The sequence below is a fragment of the Pseudomonas marginalis genome, from assembly GCF_008692035.1.
Lineage (GTDB): Bacteria > Pseudomonadota > Gammaproteobacteria > Pseudomonadales > Pseudomonadaceae > Aquipseudomonas > Aquipseudomonas marginalis.
In genome coordinates this window covers 580115-596621 of record NZ_VTFG01000002.1, presented here as the reverse complement: position 1 = coordinate 596621, position 16507 = coordinate 580115, and the positions used below count along the sequence as shown (strand labels likewise).

General features: G+C 62.0%; 15 protein-coding genes. 9 read left to right on the top strand and 6 right to left on the bottom strand.

Annotated elements, in window-relative coordinates; all coding sequences use genetic code 11:
• Positions 1–39: 39 nt before the first annotated feature.
• Positions 40–2082 (bottom strand): S9 family peptidase, encoded by a 2043-nt coding sequence (locus tag FX984_RS22725; RefSeq protein WP_027604266.1) that lies wholly within the window; start codon positions 2080–2082, stop codon positions 40–42.
• 24 nt (positions 2083–2106) lie between these two features.
• On the opposite strand from FX984_RS22725, the gene FX984_RS22720 reads away from it, so the two are divergent.
• Genes FX984_RS22720 through FX984_RS22710 form a run of 3 tightly spaced genes read left to right on the top strand, consistent with a single transcriptional unit; the run spans position 2107 to position 4001 of the window.
• Complete coding sequence (locus tag FX984_RS22720; protein ID WP_141157030.1) at positions 2107–2640, top strand: MFS transporter; 534 nt, start codon at positions 2107–2109, stop codon at positions 2638–2640.
• Between the two features lie 30 nt (positions 2641–2670).
• Positions 2671–3447 carry a class II glutamine amidotransferase gene (locus tag FX984_RS22715; RefSeq protein WP_065928175.1) on the top strand — a complete coding sequence of 259 codons (777 nt, stop codon included), beginning with the start codon at positions 2671–2673 and terminating at the stop codon, positions 3445–3447.
• An 11-nt stretch (positions 3448–3458) separates the two neighbouring features.
• On the top strand, positions 3459–4001 hold the full coding sequence (locus FX984_RS22710) for a DUF2937 family protein (RefSeq protein WP_027604263.1): 543 nt from the start codon (positions 3459–3461) through the stop codon (positions 3999–4001).
• 76 nt (positions 4002–4077) lie between these two features.
• Here FX984_RS22710 and FX984_RS22705 read toward each other — a convergent pair whose 3' ends face one another.
• Positions 4078–4992 (bottom strand): LysR family transcriptional regulator, encoded by a 915-nt coding sequence (locus tag FX984_RS22705; RefSeq protein WP_027604262.1) that lies wholly within the window; start codon positions 4990–4992, stop codon positions 4078–4080.
• A gap of 175 nt (positions 4993–5167) precedes the next feature.
• On the opposite strand from FX984_RS22705, the gene FX984_RS22700 reads away from it, so the two are divergent.
• The 4 genes from FX984_RS22700 (at position 5168) to FX984_RS22685 (ending at position 8156) form a co-directional block, all read left to right on the top strand.
• Positions 5168–5908, top strand: a complete 741-nt coding sequence (locus tag FX984_RS22700) for a 5-oxoprolinase subunit PxpA (RefSeq protein ID WP_098480196.1) — start codon at positions 5168–5170, stop codon at positions 5906–5908.
• On the top strand, positions 5905–6609 hold the full coding sequence (pxpB, locus tag FX984_RS22695; RefSeq protein ID WP_108574004.1) for a 5-oxoprolinase subunit PxpB: 705 nt from the start codon (positions 5905–5907) through the stop codon (positions 6607–6609). Before FX984_RS22700 ends, pxpB begins: the two co-directional genes overlap by 4 nt.
• On the top strand, positions 6606–7517 hold the full coding sequence (locus tag FX984_RS22690) for a 5-oxoprolinase subunit C family protein (protein ID WP_098480194.1): 912 nt from the start codon (positions 6606–6608) through the stop codon (positions 7515–7517). Before pxpB ends, FX984_RS22690 begins: the two co-directional genes overlap by 4 nt.
• 96 nt (positions 7518–7613) lie before the next feature.
• Positions 7614–8156 carry a hypothetical protein gene (locus FX984_RS22685; RefSeq protein WP_065938936.1) on the top strand — a complete coding sequence of 181 codons (543 nt, stop codon included), beginning with the start codon at positions 7614–7616 and terminating at the stop codon, positions 8154–8156.
• A 42-nt stretch (positions 8157–8198) separates the two neighbouring features.
• Here the strand turns inward: FX984_RS22685 and FX984_RS22680 are convergent, their stop codons facing one another.
• The 3 genes from FX984_RS22680 to FX984_RS22670 all read right to left on the bottom strand — a co-directional run bounded on the left by FX984_RS22680 (position 8199) and on the right by FX984_RS22670 (position 11399).
• On the bottom strand, positions 8199–9377 hold the full coding sequence (locus tag FX984_RS22680) for a vWA domain-containing protein (protein ID WP_024074064.1): 1179 nt from the start codon (positions 9375–9377) through the stop codon (positions 8199–8201).
• On the bottom strand, positions 9377–10222 hold the full coding sequence (locus FX984_RS22675) for an AAA family ATPase (protein WP_065938937.1): 846 nt from the start codon (positions 10220–10222) through the stop codon (positions 9377–9379). The genes FX984_RS22680 and FX984_RS22675 overlap by 1 nt, the downstream gene beginning before the upstream one ends.
• 100 nt (positions 10223–10322) lie before the next feature.
• Positions 10323–11399, bottom strand: a complete 1077-nt coding sequence (locus FX984_RS22670) for a DUF748 domain-containing protein (RefSeq protein ID WP_027604256.1) — start codon at positions 11397–11399, stop codon at positions 10323–10325.
• Between the two features lie 129 nt (positions 11400–11528).
• Between FX984_RS22670 and cysK the strand changes: the two genes are divergently transcribed.
• Complete coding sequence (cysK, locus tag FX984_RS22665; RefSeq protein ID WP_065928169.1) at positions 11529–12503, top strand: cysteine synthase A; 975 nt, start codon at positions 11529–11531, stop codon at positions 12501–12503.
• Positions 12504–12630: 127 nt separating this feature from the next.
• Entirely contained in the window at positions 12631–13569 is a 939-nt protein-coding gene (locus FX984_RS22660; RefSeq protein WP_027604254.1) for an aspartyl/asparaginyl beta-hydroxylase domain-containing protein, read from the top strand.
• Positions 13570–13700: 131 nt separating this feature from the next.
• Here FX984_RS22660 and acnA read toward each other — a convergent pair whose 3' ends face one another.
• Positions 13701–16442: an aconitate hydratase AcnA gene (acnA, locus tag FX984_RS22655; RefSeq protein ID WP_065938941.1), complete on the bottom strand. Its 2742-nt coding sequence runs from the start codon at positions 16440–16442 to the stop codon at positions 13701–13703.
• Positions 16443–16507 lie beyond the last annotated feature (65 nt).

The window sequence follows — 16507 nt, the reverse complement described above, 5'->3', positions numbered from 1 at the left end:
CGGTCTGAATGTTCAGACAGGACCGCCCCGCTAAGTTCCTTAAACCAGCCCCAGCGCCTTGAACACAAACGCATATTCGAGTGCTACGTCACGTAATCCCTGGTAGCGACCGCTCATCCCGCCATGGCCGGCACCCAGTTCGGTCTTGAGCAACAGCAGGTTGTCGTCCGTCTTGGTCGCGCGCAACTTGGCCACCCACTTGGCCGCTTCCCAGTACTGCACGCGGCTGTCGTTGTAGCCGGCGATCACCAGCGTGGCCGGGTAGGCCTGGGCGCTGACGTTTTCGTACGGCGCGTAGGCCTTGATGCGTTCATACACCGCAGGCTCTTCGGGGTTGCCCCACTCGTCGTACTCGGTGATGGTCAGCGGCAATTCCGGGTCGAGCATGGTGTTGAGTACGTCGACAAACGGCACTTCTGCAATCGCCGCCTGGAACAACTCCGGACGCTGGTTGAGTACCGCGCCGATCAACAGGCCGCCGGCACTGCCGCCGCTGATGACCAGTTGCCTGGAGGTGGTCAGTCCCTCGGCGATCAGGTGTTCGGCACACGCGATAAAGTCGCTGAAGGTGTTCTGCTTGTGTTCCTGCTTGCCATTGCGATACCAGGCTTCACCCAGTTCGCCACCGCCGCGCACATGCGCAATGGCGAAGGCCACGCCACGGTCCAGCAGGCTCAGGCGTGCATGGGAGAACCACGGGTCGAGGCTTGAGCCATAGGCGCCGTAGCCATACAGGTACAAAGGTGTCGGCTTGCCGAGCTGGTCGCGCTTGACCACCAGGCTGATCGGCACCTGGGTGCCATCGACGGAGGTGGCCCACAGGCGTTGGCTGACGTAGTCATCGGCATTGAACACGCCGAGCACCGGGGTTTCCTTGAGCACCTGCTGCGCGCCGCTGGCCAGTTCCAGCTGGCGCACCTGGGCCGGGCGGTTCAGGGCTTCATAGCGCAGGCGGATCTTGTCGCTGACGAATTCCAGGCTGTTTTGCACGTAGAGGCTGTAGGCGGCGTCGGGCAGCTCCACGCGATACGCCGGTAAGCCCTGGGGGTGCACTTCGATCACCGGCAGGCCGCCGATGCGCAGGCTCAGGGTCATGGCGCCGGTGTTCAGGCTGACACCGTCGAGCATCACGTCATCGCTGTGGGGGATCAGGTTCTGCCACTCATCCTCGGTCGGCACGTCGCCAATGTCGGTCGCCACAAACAGGGCGTAGTTGATGCCGTCACGGTTGCTGCGGATAAACCAGGTCCACGCGCCGTTCAGTTGGCCGTGGTCGACATCGTATTCATGGTCCTCGACCCGTGGCGCCAGGCAGGTGAAGTCCAGGTGCGGCTGGTCGGCATCCAGCGCCCAGACCTCGCTGGTGGTCTTGCTGCCGAGCGAGAGCAGCAACTGGCGCTCGGAGCTGGAACGGTAGCAATGCAGGAAGAAACGCCCGTCGGGCTCATGGAACACTTCCTGCGCCGCCGTGCCATCCAGGCGGTAGCGATACAGCTTGTGCGGGCGGTGGGTGTCGTCCAGCTCGCCGAAGAACAGGGTCAGGCTGTCATTGGCCCAGGTCATGCTGCCGTCGCAATCCTGGAACTCCAGTTCGCTGACTTTGCCCGTGGCCAATTCCTTCACGAACAGGGTGTAGATCTCTTCGCCACTGGTATCGAGGCTGTAGGCCAGGCGCTGGTGGTCGGGGCTGATGCTGAATGCGCCGAGGGAAAAGAAGCCGCCGTTGGCCAGCACGTTCGGGTCCAGCAACAGCTCTTCGCTGCTGTCGTCCACCTGGTTGCCGTCGTCGGCCGGGCGGCGGCAGCGGTAGTGGCGGGCGTATTCGTCACCGGCGGTGGTGCGCGTGTAATACAGGTACGGGCCCCAGGGGGAGGGCAGGGACAGGTCGGTTTCGAGGATGCGGCCCTTGATCTCCTCGAACAGGGTTTCGCGCAGGGCCTGCTGGTCGGCGAGCCGGGCTTCCTGGAAGGCATTTTCGGCCTTCAGGTAATCAAGGACCTCAACGCTGTCGCGCTCTTGCAGCCAGGCGTACGGGTCCTGGCCTGGGGCTTTACGGGCAATCGGGGCGGTCGATGAAGGCATGGAGCACTCTCTGTCTGGCGGAAGGTGGCAGGCATTGCAGCCGCGACACGCAAAAGCCGTTATCATAGCCGCCTGTTTGCCTACCTTGCCATGGACACCATGACCGAGAACGACTATCTGACCGCTTGGGGCCTTTACGCCTTCGCTGCCTTGGGCTGCCTGTTGGTGTGGTGGCGCATGACCCGCTGGATCTGGCGCTGGCTGCGCGAACCGCTGCAATTGCTGATGGCCGTGCTGCTGTTGAGCCCGACCATCGTCGACCCGGTCAAGACTCAGTTCGCGCCGGCCGTGGCCATCACGGCCCTGGACCTGGTGCTCAAGGTCGGCAATAACGCCTGGCGGGCGATTTCCGATTTGTTCATGTACACCATGATCGCCTTTGGTGTGTACCTCGTGTTTGTGCTGATCCGCTGGCCCATCGAGCGCGCCGCCAACGCCCGCCGTGAGCGCAAGGCCGCCACCGACGCCGCCTTGGCCGCCGAGCCTGTGGATGAAGACGATGAGCCGTTCCGTCGTCCTGCACCGGTGAGCGGTATGCGGGTCGAACCGCGCCTTTAACGTTGTCCGCCCTGCAGCGAGAGCCCTGGCATGTGTGAATTATTGGGCATGAGTGCCAACGTCCCCACCGATATCGTGTTCAGCTTTACCGGGCTGATGCAGCGCGGTGGGCGTACCGGCCCCCATCGCGACGGTTGGGGCATCGCTTTCTACGAAGGCCGTGGCCTGCGCCTGTTCCAGGACCCGGCCGCGAGCAGCGAGTCGGAAGTCGCCCTGCTGGTGCAGCGTTACCCCATCAAGAGTGAAGTGGTGATCGGCCATATCCGCCAGGCCAACGTCGGCAAGGTGAGCCTGGCCAACACCCACCCGTTCGTGCGCGAACTGTGGGGCCGCAACTGGTGTTTCGCCCACAACGGCCAGTTGGCGGACTTCCATCCCCGCGCCACGTTCTATCGGCCAGTCGGCGACACCGACAGCGAAGCGGCCTTCTGCGACTTGCTCAACCGCGTGCGCGAGGCCTTCCCCGAGCCGGTGGACATCGAACAGATGCTGCCGGACCTGATCGCCGCCTGTGCCGAATACCGCAGCAAAGGTGTGTTCAACTGCCTGCTCAGCGACGGTGACTGGCTGTTTTGCTATTGCTCGACCAAACTGGCGCAGATCACCCGGCGTGCGCCGTTTGGCCCGGCGCGCCTCAAGGATGTCGACGTGATCGTCGATTTTCAGGCCGAAACCACCCCCAATGATGTGGTGACGGTGATCGCCACCGAGCCGTTGACCGACAACGAAAACTGGACCCGCTACGAACCGGGCCAATGGAGCCTGTGGCGACGCGGTGAATGCGTCAGCCAGGGCGTTACCGAGTAAGGATATCGACCATGTTGCTCAGTTATCTGCGGTTGGTGCTGTTTGCCATTGGCCTGTTGGTCGGCGTGCAAGTGCCGGGGTTTATCAACGACTACGCCAAGCGCGTCGAAGCCCACCTGATCGAGGCCCAGACCGGCCTGAGCGGGTTTGAAACCACCGCGCGGCAGTTCTTCAACGGTGACTTGAAGGCCTTGGTGGCGCATTACCGCGCCAGCGACGACCCGGTGTTCCAGAGCGACGCCAACAGCCTGGGCGCCATGCTTGACCGCCAGGTGGCGTTGGACAAGCAATTCCAGGCCATGCAAGGCCCGTGGTACATCCGCGCACTGCAAGTGGCGGTGGCCGCCGACCCGGATATCCGCCTGGAGACCTGGAACGGCTACAGCTACCAGATCCTGCTGACCCCCGAAGCCATGGGCTGGGGCCTGGGCGGGGCGATGCTGCTGTCGTTTGGCCTGGAGTGTCTGTTCCGCCTGATCGACTGGGTGGTGCTGGGTGGCAAGCGCTTGCGCCAGAGCCGGCCGATTGAGGAACGGGACCTGAAAGGTCTCTAACCGACGCCTCGGTCTAATGTGGGAGGGGCGGTGCGACGACTCGACTTGCCCCCTCCCACATGTGTATCCGGTTTATTCAGTTGTTCAGCACCATCCGCTCTTCGCCGACTTCCTCGGCATAGCGGGTAACGACCTTCTGGCACAGCCCGACAATCTCCTCCACCAATTCCACCCCCACGCGCCACGACACCACCACCTGCAGGTTCGGCAGTTTCTGCGCCATCGGCAACATCACCAATTCGCCACGCGCCAGTTCTTCCCTGACCAGCACCGGCGGCAATGCACCAATCCCGAAGCCATCGCGCAACAACCGGGTAATCGCCGACACCGAGTTCACGCAGTTCATCCGTGGCGCGGCCACGCCGTTGGCCTGCATCAGGCTGATGACGTCCTGGTGCGGGTGGGAGTTTTTCGAGTAGGTGATGATGCGCTCCTGGGCCAGTTCGGCGAGGGAGGCGTAGTCGCGGTTGTAGATCGACTGGCTGGCGACGATCCAGGCCATGGGGTGGCTGGCCAACTCCAGGCTGCGCACGGTTTCCAGGCGCAGCAGGTCGGTTTGCAGGATCAGGTCGAGAAAGCCTTTTTGCAGCTGATCGCTGAGGTTAAGCGCGGTATCGGCGACCAATTCGATTTCCACCAATGGGAAATGGTCCATCAGTTCCGCCACCAACGGGCTGAGCCAGGTGTGGATCACCGTGTCCATCGCACCGATGCGAATGCGCCCGACCTTGCTGCTGGTGGTTTCCAGGGACTGTTTCAGGCCCTGCATGGTCACCATCATCTGCTCGGCATAATCGAGCACCTTCAAGCCTTCCGGGGTCAGGCTCACGCCCCGGGAGTCGCGCAGGAACAGCTTTACCCCCAGCTCGCTTTCCAGCACGGCGATGCGGCTGGAAATCGAGGCCTGGGTGGTGAACAGCTTCTCCGCAGTCAGGCGGAAGCTCTTGAGCTTGGCCACCCAGACGAAGGTTTCGAGGAACTTCAAATTCATGGGATCAACTTTTTCTTATGCATGGATCGGTTTTTATTAGTTGGACGCCGCACCGGGCAAACGCCAAAAATCAGGCTATTCCACGATAAGCGCCGTTGGGGTGTCAGGACAAGTTGCGAGTTCTGCGTAAAAAATCCCACACTACAAAAAAACAAAGCCTACAGGAGCAACCAGCGTGAGCCGTCTGCTATTGAATTGCGACATCGGCGAGAGCTTTGGCAACTGGACCATGGGTCTGGACGCCGAGGTCATGCCGTTCATCGATTGCGCCAACGTGGCCTGCGGTTTTCATGCCGGCGATCCGAGCATCATGCGCAAGACCGTCAGCCTGGCCCTCAAGCACGGTGTACAGGTGGGCGCACACCCGGCGTACCAGGACCTGCAGGGCTTCGGCCGCCGCTCCATGGCCTACACCCCCCAGGAAATCCAGGACCTGCTGCATTACCAGATCGGCGCCCTCGACGGCATCTGCCGTGCCCAGGGCGGACGTGTCAGTTACGTCAAACCCCATGGCGCGCTGTACAACGACATGATGGCCAACCCGGCGCAACTGCGTGCGGTGATCGAGGCCGTGGCCGCGTATGGCGACCTGCCGCTGATGCTGCTGGCGACCCGCGACAACAGCGCGGCCCAGGCACTGGGCGACGAATACGGGGTGATCCTGTGGTTCGAGGCTTTCGCCGACCGTGCCTACGACGCCAACGGCCACCTGGTTTCGCGCCAGTTGCCGGGTGCCGTGCACCATGATCCAGAGGTCATCGTCCAGCAGTCCTTGACCCTTTCCCGTGGCGAACCCCTGACCGCCAGCGATGGCAGCCCGTTGTTGTTGCGCGCCAATACCCTGTGCGTGCATGGCGACAATGTCAGTTCGGTCGCCGCCGTAAAGCGTATCCGCGAGGCATTGAAGCCAGCATGAAGCCACGGATTGAAGTGGTGGCGATCGACTGCCTGATGGTGCGTCTGTTCGAGGTGATCGCCGAAGCCAATATGCCGTGGATGCTCTCTGCCACCCAGCGCTTGCGCAGCGGCTTTGGCGCAGCCCTGGTGGATCTGGTGCCGTCCTACACCACCTTGATGGTGCATTACGACCTCACGGCGTTGAGCCCGGCTCAGGCGCGGGAATTGATCGACCAGGCCCTGACCGGCCTGCGACCCCAGGCCCAGGGCAGCGGCCAGTGCCATGTGCTGCCGGTGTGGTACGACCTGAGTGTCGGCCCTGAACTAACATTGCTCGCCCGGCGCAGTGGCCTGGCTGTCGACGACGTGATCCGCCGCCACAGCGCCCACGAGTACCAAGTGTTCGCCCTCGGCTTCGCCCCCGGTTTTGCCTTTATGGGGTTGGTGGATGAAATCCTCGCCACCCCGCGCCTGAGCACCCCACGCCAGCGCGTGGCGGCCGGCAGTGTCGGTATCGCCGAGCGACAGACCGCTGCCTATCCGGTGGTGTCCCCCGGTGGCTGGAATCTGATCGGCCGCACGCCGGCCAAGTTGTTCGATCGAGAGCGCGACGGCTACAGCCTGATGCAGCCCGGTGACACGGTGCGCTTTGAGTCGGTCAGCCACGCTGAATTTATAAACCTGGGTGGCGATGACACGCCGTTGGAGGCGCAGGCATGAGCCGCTTGATCATCGAGGCCAGCACGCCGCTGTGCCTGCTGCAGGACGCCGGTCGTTTTGGCGTGCGCCACCTGGGCGTGACCCAGGGCGGCGCGCTGGATTGGGTGTCGATGTCCTGGGCCAACTGGCTGCTGGGCAATGCGCTGGACGCGCCGGTGGTGGAAATCACCCTCGGTGGCTTTACCGTGCAGGCCGAGGATTATTGCCTGTTGGCGCTGGCCGGGGCGGATCTGGGGGCGTATATCGATGAACGTGCGATCAGTCCCGGGCGCAGTTTTATCCTGCAAAAGGGCCAGCGCCTGCGCTTTACCCAGCCGTTCAGCGGCGCGCGGGCTTACCTGGCGGCCCCTGGCGGGTTTGATGCGCCGGATGTGCTGGGCAGCTGCGCCACGGTGGTACGTGAGGCGCTGGGCGGGCCGGACGGTTTCGGCAAGGCCTTGGTCGAAGGCGGGCGACTGGGCTACTCCGGTACCGGCGGTGGGATGAAAGTGCTGAGCGAGCAGGCGTTGCCCGCCAAGGCGCCGCTGGAGGTGATCGTCGGCGCCCAAATTGGCCTGTTCAGCGGCCAGAGCCTGTTCGATGCCTTTAACACCGAGTGGGCCCTGGACAGTCGCGCCGACCGCATGGGCATGCGCTTGCTGGGCACGCCGTTGCAGTACCAGGGACCGTCGCTGATTTCCGAAGGGATTCCGTTGGGTGGCATCCAGGTGCCCCCGGATGGGCAGCCGATCGTGTTGCTCAATGATCGCCAGACCATCGGTGGCTATCCGCGCCTCGGCGCCTTGACGCCGTTGGCGCTGGCGCGGCTGGCGCAGTGTTTGCCGGGAGAAAAGCTGAGGTTGGTGCCGGTGGTGCAGGAAATGGCGCATCGGCAGCATGTGGAGTATCTGCGCCGGTTTGCGCTGTAAGGAAAGCTCCTACGGGAGTGCCAGTGTTTGTCGTCTTCGCGGCTTTAGCGCAGTCATGAAAACCTGAATGGGTTCATCCACTATCCAGGCTTTTCCATGCGCTATTTGAAGATTTTTGCCCAAGATGTGCTCGATAACGATGTTCCCGATGTGGTGTACCTGGAGTTCTATGACGATTCCAGGACCCCCGCGCTTGTCCATCGGGCCACGGCCTTCGATATCACCGACGACGGCCAGTTCGACTGGATCATTGCGGACGATCTCAATCAGGACGGCATTGTCGACACCGTGGACCGAGAGATGGCCATCGAGTTTGCCCAGCTGTTTCTGGCGTTCGAATGGTTCAGCCTCGACGAACCCTTCGACAAGTACCTGAAGGTATTTGCCGGTGACTTTGATAACAACGGGATTCCCGACACGGTGCGCTTGCACTTTCATCAAGGGGAGGGGGTGCCGCGAGATGAAACCATTGTCTATTCGGCAGCGGTGTACAGCGACGGTAATGGTCGTGGCGCCTCTGTCTCGATCCACCAGGACGTCAACAATGATGGGAAGGTCGACCGTCAGGATTCGGAACTGGTCAAGCGGTTCGCCGCGCTCTTCCTCAAGTTTGCCTGGATCGACCGCGAGCACTGCTGAGTGAGGGGCCTGTAGCCGATGTCCTCGGCTACAGGCCTGCCATCACTTGGACAGGAAGCGCATGCCTTCTTCCAACCCGCGCAACGTCAGCGGGTACATCTGGTCTTCCACCAACTCCCGCACAATCCCCGTCGACGCGGTATAACCCCAGGTATCCTTGGGATACGGGTTTATCCAGATCAGTTTCTTGTACTTGGCCATGAAGCGCTGCATCCACACATACCCCGGCTCTTCATTCCAATGCTCGACGCTGCCGCCGGCCTGGGTGATTTCATACGGCGCCATCGACGCATCGCCGATAAAGATCACTTTGTAATCGGCACCGTACTTGTGCAGCAGGTCCTGGGTGGAGGTGCGCTCGGAGGTGCGGCGCTGGTTATTCTTCCACACCGATTCGTACACGAAGTTGTGGAAGTAGAAGTACTCCAGGTGCTTGAACTCGGTCTTGCAGGCCGAGAACAGTTCTTCGCAGATCTTCACGTGGGCGTCCATCGAGCCGCCGATATCGAACAGCAACAGCAGCTTGATGGTGTTGCGCCGTTCCGGGCGCATCTGGATATTCAACAGCCCGGCATCGCGGGCGGTGTGGTCGATGGTGCCGTCGATGTCCAGCTCTTCGGCCGCACCCTGGCGGGCGAACTTGCGCAGGCGGCGCAGGGCGATCTTGATGTTGCGGGTGCCCAGTTCCACCTGGTCGTCGAGGTTCTTGTACTCGCGCTGGTCCCAGACCTTCACGGCCTTGCCCTGGCGTTTGCCGGCGTCGCCGACGCGAATGCCCTCGGGGTTGTAGCCGCCGGAGCCGAACGGGCTGGTACCGCCGGTGCCGATCCATTTGTTGCCGCCGGCGTGACGTTCCTTCTGTTCTTCCAGGCGTTTCTTGAATGCCTCGATCAGCTTGTCCAGGCCGCCGAGGGACTGGATCTGTGCGCGCTCTTCGTCGCTCAGCGAGCGTTCGAACTCCTTGCGCAGCCAGTCTTCGGGGATCAGCGCCTGCAGGTGATCGTCGAGCTTTTCCAGGCCATTGAAGTAGGCGCTGAAGGCGCGGTCGAACTTGTCGAAATGCCGCTCGTCCTTGACCAGGATCGCCCGGGCCAAGTAGTAGAACTCGTCCATGTCGGCAAAGGTCACGCGCTGTTTCAGCGCGTTGATCAGGTCGAGCAGCTCGCGCACCGACACCGGGACCTTGGCTGCGCGCATTTCATTGAACAGGTTGAGCAACATTATCGATTACCGCGACGGCTCATGAATGCCAGGCGTTCGAGCAACTGCACGTCTTGCTCGTTCTTGACCAAGGCACCGGCCAGGGGCGGGATGGCCTTGGTGGGGTCGCGCTCGCGCAGCACCGCTTCGCCGATATTGTCGGCCATCAGCAACTTGAGCCAGTCGACCAGCTCGGAGGTGGACGGTTTTTTCTTCAGGCCGGGGACTTTGCGCACGTCGAAAAACACGTCCAGCGCCTCGCTGACCAGCTCCTTCTTGATGTCCGGGTAGTGCACGTCGACGATTTTTTGCAGGGTGGTGCGGTCGGGGAAGGCGATGTAGTGGAAGAAGCAGCGGCGCAGGAACGCGTCCGGCAGCTCTTTTTCGTTGTTGGAGGTAATGATGATGATCGGGCGCTTCCGGGCCTTGATGGTCTCGTCGATTTCGTAGACGTAGAACTCCATCTTGTCGAGTTCCTGCAGCAGGTCGTTGGGGAACTCGATGTCGGCCTTGTCGATTTCATCGATCAGCAGGATCACACGCTCCTCGGACTCGAACGCTTCCCAGAGCTTGCCCTTCTTCAGGTAGTTGCGCACGTCGTGCACCTTGTCCACCCCCAGTTGCGAGTCGCGCAGGCGGCTGACCGCGTCGTACTCGTACAGGCCCTGATGGGCCTTGGTGGTGGACTTGATGTGCCAGGTAATCAGCTTGGCGCCGAAGGACTCGGCCAGTTGTTCGGCGAGCATGGTCTTGCCGGTGCCGGGCTCACCCTTGACCAGCAGCGGACGCTCCAGGGTGATGGCAGCGTTGACGGCCAGTTTCAGGTCATCGGTGGCAACGTAGGCCTGGGTGCCTTCGAACTTCATCGGTCATTCCTCGAATTCATCAATGCCCGGACTATACCGCGCGGCCCCGGCGACTGTGAACGCAGACGGGTTATTCAGTCTCTGAATGACCGGTCACGGCTCAATCCGCCGAAGGCTTTGGCTGCTCATAGCGCGCATTGAACGCCTGGATAAAGCCATTACGCAAAATCGCCAAAAAAGCGGAGAACGCGCTGACATTTTGCTGATGCACGCTGCCACTTAGCTCCACGCGGGTGGCGAACTGGTTCTTTGCCTGGTTCTTCAATACGGTCTCGCTGGCGCCCACCACGGCCTCCCAGATCGAACGAAAGATGTTCTTGTCCTTGTTCTCCACGTCCTGCTGCCAGTCGAAGACTTCCACGTCGCGCAGCAGCGGCTTGATGTACCCGGTCAACTGACCTTTTTCCGCCTGGGCTTCGATCACTACGTCCCCGGTGCCGGCCTTGAAGTCGAACTTGCCATAGGCCGCGGCGAAGTCGTTCATGCGCTTGAGCTGCAAGTCCCTGGCGCGAAAGCGAAACTCGAAATTCTCGAAATTGCTCAGCGGGTCGAAGGTGGCGGTGGCTTCCAGCGGAGCCTGGCCTTGCAGCAGGGCCTTGCCGTCGAAGCGCGCGTCGCGCCGGCCTTTGACGTCCACCACATTGGTCAGGTTGTAGAAGCTGGCGTTGACGTCGGTCGCGTCGATCTTCACCACGGGCTTGGAGCTGAAGTTGTGGAAGGCGATCTTGCCGTCTTCAATGCGCACTTCATCGAGGGTGATGGGGGCCAACTTACTCAACTGCTCGCGCCAGTCGGTGCCCTTACCGGTCTGGGAGGCTTGCTTGTTGGCACCGCCGTCGACGAAGTTAACCTCGGGCTTGATAAACAGCACTTTGGCCACCACCGCGTGGTCGTACCAGAGAGAGTGCCAGCTCACCGCCAGGTCGATCAGCGGCGCCTTGACGAACGGGACGGGCACCTTGCCGTCGACCTTGACGATCTCCAGGCCGTTGATCCGGTACGCGCCACGCCATAGCGCGAGGTCCACGTCGGTCACCTGGCCGCGGTAATCGCCCATGTCGGCGAGCTTGTCATTCAGGTAGTTACGCACCAGGTAAGGGAGCGCGATGCTCACGGCGACCAGGACCACCAGCAATCCGGCAATGGTCCATAGTGGCCAGCTGTAGCGACGTTTCATGGGGAGAGTCCTCTGTCCATACTGGTGCGGTGGACCCCTGCGGCAGGCGCAACGTTCCTTCGACTGGACGCTTTGCAGCACGAGGCATACCCTTGGAGCCTTTCTGAAAACCGCCTAATAGGACCCGCCATGAGCCGCATTTTTGCAGACAACGCGCACTCCATCGGTAACACGCCCCTGGTTCAGATCAACCGTATCGCACCCCGTGGCGTGACCATCCTGGCCAAGATCGAGGGGCGTAACCCGGGCTATTCGGTGAAGTGCCGCATTGGCGCAAACATGATCTGGGACGCCGAAAGCACCGGCAAACTCAAGCCGGGCATGACCATCGTGGAACCGACTTCCGGCAATACCGGTATCGGCCTGGCCTTTGTCGCCGCCGCCCGTGGCTACAAGTTGCTGCTGACCATGCCGGCGTCCATGAGTATCGAACGCCGCAAGGTGCTCAAGGCCCTCGGCGCCGAATTGGTCCTCACCGAGCCGGCCAAGGGCATGAAGGGCGCCATCGACAAGGCCGGCGAAATCGTTGCCAGTGACCCGGCCACCTACTTTATGCCGGCCCAGTTCGAAAACCCGGCCAACCCGGCCATCCACGAAAAAACCACCGGCCCGGAAATCTGGAACGACACCGATGGCGCCGTGGACGTGCTGGTGGCGGGCGTGGGCACGGGGGGCACCATCACCGGCGTGTCGCGCTACATCAAGAACACCGCAGGCAAGCCGATCCTGTCGGTGGCTGTCGAGCCGATGGTGTCGCCGGTGATCACCCAGGCCCTGGCCGGTGCCGAGATCAAGCCCAGCCCCCACAAGATCCAGGGGATTGGCGCCGGGTTCGTGCCGAAGAACCTCGACCTGTCGATGGTCGACCGCGTGGAACTGGTGACCGACGAGGAATCCAAGGCCATGGCCCTGCGCCTGATGCAGGAAGAGGGCATCCTGTGCGGTATTTCCTGCGGTGCCGCCATGGCCGTGGCCGTGCGCCTGGCCGAGAAGCCGGAAATGCAGGGCAAGACCATTGTGGTGATCCTGCCGGACTCCGGTGAGCGCTACCTGTCGAGCATGCTGTTCAGCGATTTGTTTACCGAGCAGGAAAACCAGGCTTGATTTATGTCAGCCGGTCAGCCTGGGCCTTCTGCATAATGGCCCAACTGTTTATCATGGCCGGCTGTCACGTCTGGCCTCCCGTCGCCGGGAGGCTGTTGGCCAGGCGCTTATTTCCAGGAGTTGCTGCATGACCTTTTCTTTGGCCGCCAAACTGTCGGTGTTGTTGCTGTTTATTGGCAGCACGCTGTATGTGCACCTGCGCGGCAAGGCCCGTTTGCCGATGTTGCGCCAGTTCGTCAACCATTCGGCGCTGTTCGCCCCCTATAACGCCTTGATGTACCTGTTTTCGGCCGTGCCGTCCAAGCCGTACCTGGACCGCAGCAAGTTCCCGGAACTGGACGTGCTCAAGGACAACTGGGAAGTGATCCGCGAAGAGGCCATGCACCTGTTCGACGAGGGTTACATCCGCGCCGCGGAAAAGAACAACGATGCCGGTTTCGGTTCGTTCTTCAAGAAAGGCTGGAAGCGTTTCTACCTCAAGTGGTACGACAAACCCCTGCCATCGGCCGAGGCGTTGTGCCCGAAAACCGTGGCGCTGGTGAGCAGCATCCCCAACGTCAAGGGCGCGATGTTCGCGCTGTTGCCGGGCGGCAGCCACCTCAACCCGCACCGTGACCCGTTTGCCGGTTCCCTGCGGTATCACTTGGGCTTGTCCACGCCGAACTCCGACGACTGCCGCATCTTCGTCGACGGCCAGGTATACGCCTGGCGCGACGGTGACGACGTGATGTTCGATGAAACCTACGTGCACTGGGTGAAAAACGAAACCGACAAGACCCGCGTGATCCTGTTCTGCGACATCGAGCGGCCCCTGAGCAACCGCCTGATGACCCGCGTCAACCGCTGGGTCAGCAAGCAGTTGGGCCGCGCCACCGCACCGCAGAACCTGGATGACGAGCGCGTCGGCGGCATCAACCAGGCGTATGCCTGGAGCAAGACCTTCAGCGACAAGTTCAGCGGTGTGGTCAAGCAGTGGAAGCGCAAGCATCCGAAGGCTTACCGCATTGCGCGGCCGGTGCTGGCGGTAGTGGTGCTGGTACTGCTGTGGAAGTGGTTGTTCGGCTGATCTGAAGCGTTAGACGCGGTCAAAATGTGGGAGGGGGCTTGCTCCCGATAGCGGTGGATCAGTCATAGATGTTTTGACTGACATACCGCCATCGGGGGCAAGCCCCCTCCCACATTTGATCTCCTGTGTTCTTAAGAGGCAATCAACTGCCGCAGCACATAGTGCAGAATCCCCCCCGACTTGAAGTACTCCACTTCATTCAAGGTATCGATCCGGCACAGCACCTCGACCTTCTCGCTGCTGCCGTCCTCGCGGGTAATCACCAGCGTCAGGTTCATCCGCGGCACGATCTCTACCTCGGTCAGGCCGAGGATATCGATCTTCTCCTTGCCCGTAAGCTTCAACGCCTTGCGGTTCTGATCCAGCTTGAACTGCAGCGGCAGCACGCCCATGCCCACCAGGTTGGAACGGTGAATCCGCTCGAAACTCTCGGCGATCACCGCCTTGACCCCCAGCAGGTTGGTGCCCTTGGCGGCCCAGTCGCGGCTGGAGCCGGTGCCGTATTCCTGGCCGGCGATCACCACCAGCGGTGTGCCCGAGGCCTGGTACTTCATGGCCGCATCGTAGATCGGCATTTTCTCGCCGGTGGGGATGTACAGCGTATTGCCGCCTTCCTCGCCGCCAAGCATTTCGTTGCGAATGCGGATATTGGCGAAGGTGCCGCGCATCATCACTTCATGGTTGCCCCGGCGTGAGCCGTAGGAGTTGAAGTCACGCGGCTCCACGCCTTGCTCGCGCAGGTAGCGGCCGGCGGGGCTGTCGGTCTTGATGTTGCCGGCGGGGGAAATGTGGTCGGTGGTCACCGAGTCCCCCAGCAACGCCAGTACGTGGGCGCCCTTGACGTCTTTGATCACCGGCAGAGGCCCGGCGATGTCGTCGAAAAACGGCGGGTGCTGGATGTAGGTGGAGTCTTTCTGCCACACGTAGGTCGCGGCCTGAGGCACTTCAATGGCTTGCCACTGTTCGTCACCGGCAAACACCTCGGCGTATTCCTTGTGGAACATGCCGGTGCTGACCTGCGCAACGGCGTCGGCGATCTCCTGGCTGCTCGGCCAGATGTCCTTCAAATACACCGGATTACCCTGTTGATCGTTACCCAGCGGTTCGCTGCTGATATCGATGCGTACGGTCCCCGCCAAGGCGTAAGCCACCACCAGCGGTGGCGAGGCCAGCCAGTTGGTTTTCACCAATGGGTGCACGCGGCCTTCGAAGTTGCGGTTGCCGGACAGCACCGAGGCTACGGCGAGGTCGGCCTTCTGGATGGCTTTTTCAATCGGCTCGGGCAACGGCCCGGAGTTGCCGATGCAGGTGGTGCAGCCATAGCCCACGAGGTCGAAGCCAATTTTATCCAGATACTGGGTGAGGCCCGCGGCCTTGTAGTAGTCGGTGACCACTTTGGAGCCAGGCGCCAGGGAGGTTTTCACCCAGGGTTTGCGCGTGAGGCCTTTCTCCACGGCTTTTTTCGCCACCAGCCCGGCGGCCATCATCACGCTGGGGTTGGACGTGTTGGTACAGGAGGTGATGGCGGCGATCACCACGGCGCCGTTTTTCAGGCGATAGGTCTGGCCTTCGTATTCATAGTCGGTTTCGCCCACCAGGTCGGCGTTGCCCACGGCCACACCGCCGCCGCCTTCACTTTCCAGGCGGCCTTCTTCCTTGGTGGTGGGTTTGAACTGCAGGTCGAGGAAGTCGCTGAACGCCTGGCCGACATTGGGCAGGGACACGCGGTCCTGTGGGCGTTTCGGCCCGGCGAGGCTGGCTTCGACGCTGCCCATGTCGAGGGCCAGGCTGTCGGTGAACACCGGTTCCTGGCCAGCGTGGCGCCACAGGCCCTGGGCCTTAGTGTAGGCCTCGACCAGCTTCACGGTGGCAGCCGGGCGACCAGAGAGGCGCAGGTAGTCCAGCGTCACCTCATCCACCGGGAAAAAGCCGCAGGTGGCGCCGTATTCCGGGGCCATGTTGGCGATGGTCGCGCGGTCCGCCAGGGGCAGGTCAGCCAGGCCGTCGCCGTAGAACTCGACGAACTTACCCACCACGCCTTTTTTACGCAGCATCTGGGTGACGGTCAGCACCAGGTCGGTCGCGGTGATGCCTTCTTTCAATTTGCCGGTGAGCTTGAAGCCGATCACTTCCGGGATCAGCATCGACACCGGTTGGCCGAGCATCGCCGCTTCTGCTTCGATCCCGCCCACGCCCCAGCCGAGCACGCCGAGGCCGTTGATCATGGTGGTGTGGGAGTCGGTGCCCACCAGGGTGTCGGGGAAGGCGTAGGTGCGACCGTCCTCGTCCTTGGTCCACACGGTGCGGCCCAGGTATTCGAGGTTGACCTGGTGGCAGATGCCGGTGCCCGGCGGTACCACGCTGAAGTTGTCGAAGGCGCTCTGGCCCCAGCGCAGGAAGGCGTAGCGTTCGCCGTTGCGCTGCATTTCGATGTCGACGTTCTGCCCGAAGGCGTCGGCGTTGCCGAACTTGTCGACCATCACCGAGTGGTCGATCACCAGGTCCACCGGCGAGAGCGGGTTGATGCGCTGCGGGTCGCCACCGGCCTTGGCCACGGCGGCGCGCATGGCGGCCAGGTCGACCACGGCGGGTACGCCGGTAAAGTCCTGCATCAGCACGCGGGCGGGGCGGTACTGGATCTCACGGTCGGACTGGCGCTCTTTGAGCCAGGCGGCAATGGCCTTGAGGTCGGCGCCGGTGACGGTCTTGTTGTCCTCCCAGCGCAGCAGGTTCTCCAGCAGCACCTTGAGGGACATCGGCAGCTTATCCAGGTCACCCAGGCGCTTGGCGGCCTCGGGCAGGCTGAAATAGTGGTAGGTCTTGTCGTCGATTTCTAAAGTTTTAAGGGTACTCAGGCTATCAAGGGATGACATTACATGACTCCTTATGGTCCGCACGGCTACGGACCTGACGGGACGAACAGAGCTTTCAAACTAGC

Excerpts from the sequence above, each read along its gene's own strand:
- FX984_RS22725 (WP_027604266.1), bottom strand. The coding sequence starts at position 2,082 with ATGCCTTCATCGACCGCCCCGATTGCCCGTAAAGCCCCAGGCCAGGAC.
- FX984_RS22715 (WP_065928175.1), top strand. The coding sequence starts at position 2,671 with ATGTGTGAATTATTGGGCATGAGTGCCAACGTCCCCACCGATATCGTG.
- FX984_RS22710 (WP_027604263.1), top strand. The coding sequence starts at position 3,459 with ATGTTGCTCAGTTATCTGCGGTTGGTGCTGTTTGCCATTGGCCTGTTG.
- FX984_RS22705 (WP_027604262.1), bottom strand. The coding sequence starts at position 4,992 with ATGAATTTGAAGTTCCTCGAAACCTTCGTCTGGGTGGCCAAGCTCAAG.
- pxpB (WP_108574004.1), top strand. The coding sequence starts at position 5,905 with ATGAAGCCACGGATTGAAGTGGTGGCGATCGACTGCCTGATGGTGCGT.
- FX984_RS22690 (WP_098480194.1), top strand. The coding sequence starts at position 6,606 with ATGAGCCGCTTGATCATCGAGGCCAGCACGCCGCTGTGCCTGCTGCAG.
- FX984_RS22685 (WP_065938936.1), top strand. The coding sequence starts at position 7,614 with ATGCGCTATTTGAAGATTTTTGCCCAAGATGTGCTCGATAACGATGTT.
- FX984_RS22680 (WP_024074064.1), bottom strand. The coding sequence starts at position 9,377 with ATGTTGCTCAACCTGTTCAATGAAATGCGCGCAGCCAAGGTCCCGGTG.
- FX984_RS22675 (WP_065938937.1), bottom strand. The coding sequence starts at position 10,222 with ATGAAGTTCGAAGGCACCCAGGCCTACGTTGCCACCGATGACCTGAAA.
- FX984_RS22670 (WP_027604256.1), bottom strand. The coding sequence starts at position 11,399 with ATGAAACGTCGCTACAGCTGGCCACTATGGACCATTGCCGGATTGCTG.
- cysK (WP_065928169.1), top strand. The coding sequence starts at position 11,529 with ATGAGCCGCATTTTTGCAGACAACGCGCACTCCATCGGTAACACGCCC.
- FX984_RS22660 (WP_027604254.1), top strand. The coding sequence starts at position 12,631 with ATGACCTTTTCTTTGGCCGCCAAACTGTCGGTGTTGTTGCTGTTTATT.
- acnA (WP_065938941.1), bottom strand. The coding sequence starts at position 16,442 with ATGTCATCCCTTGATAGCCTGAGTACCCTTAAAACTTTAGAAATCGAC.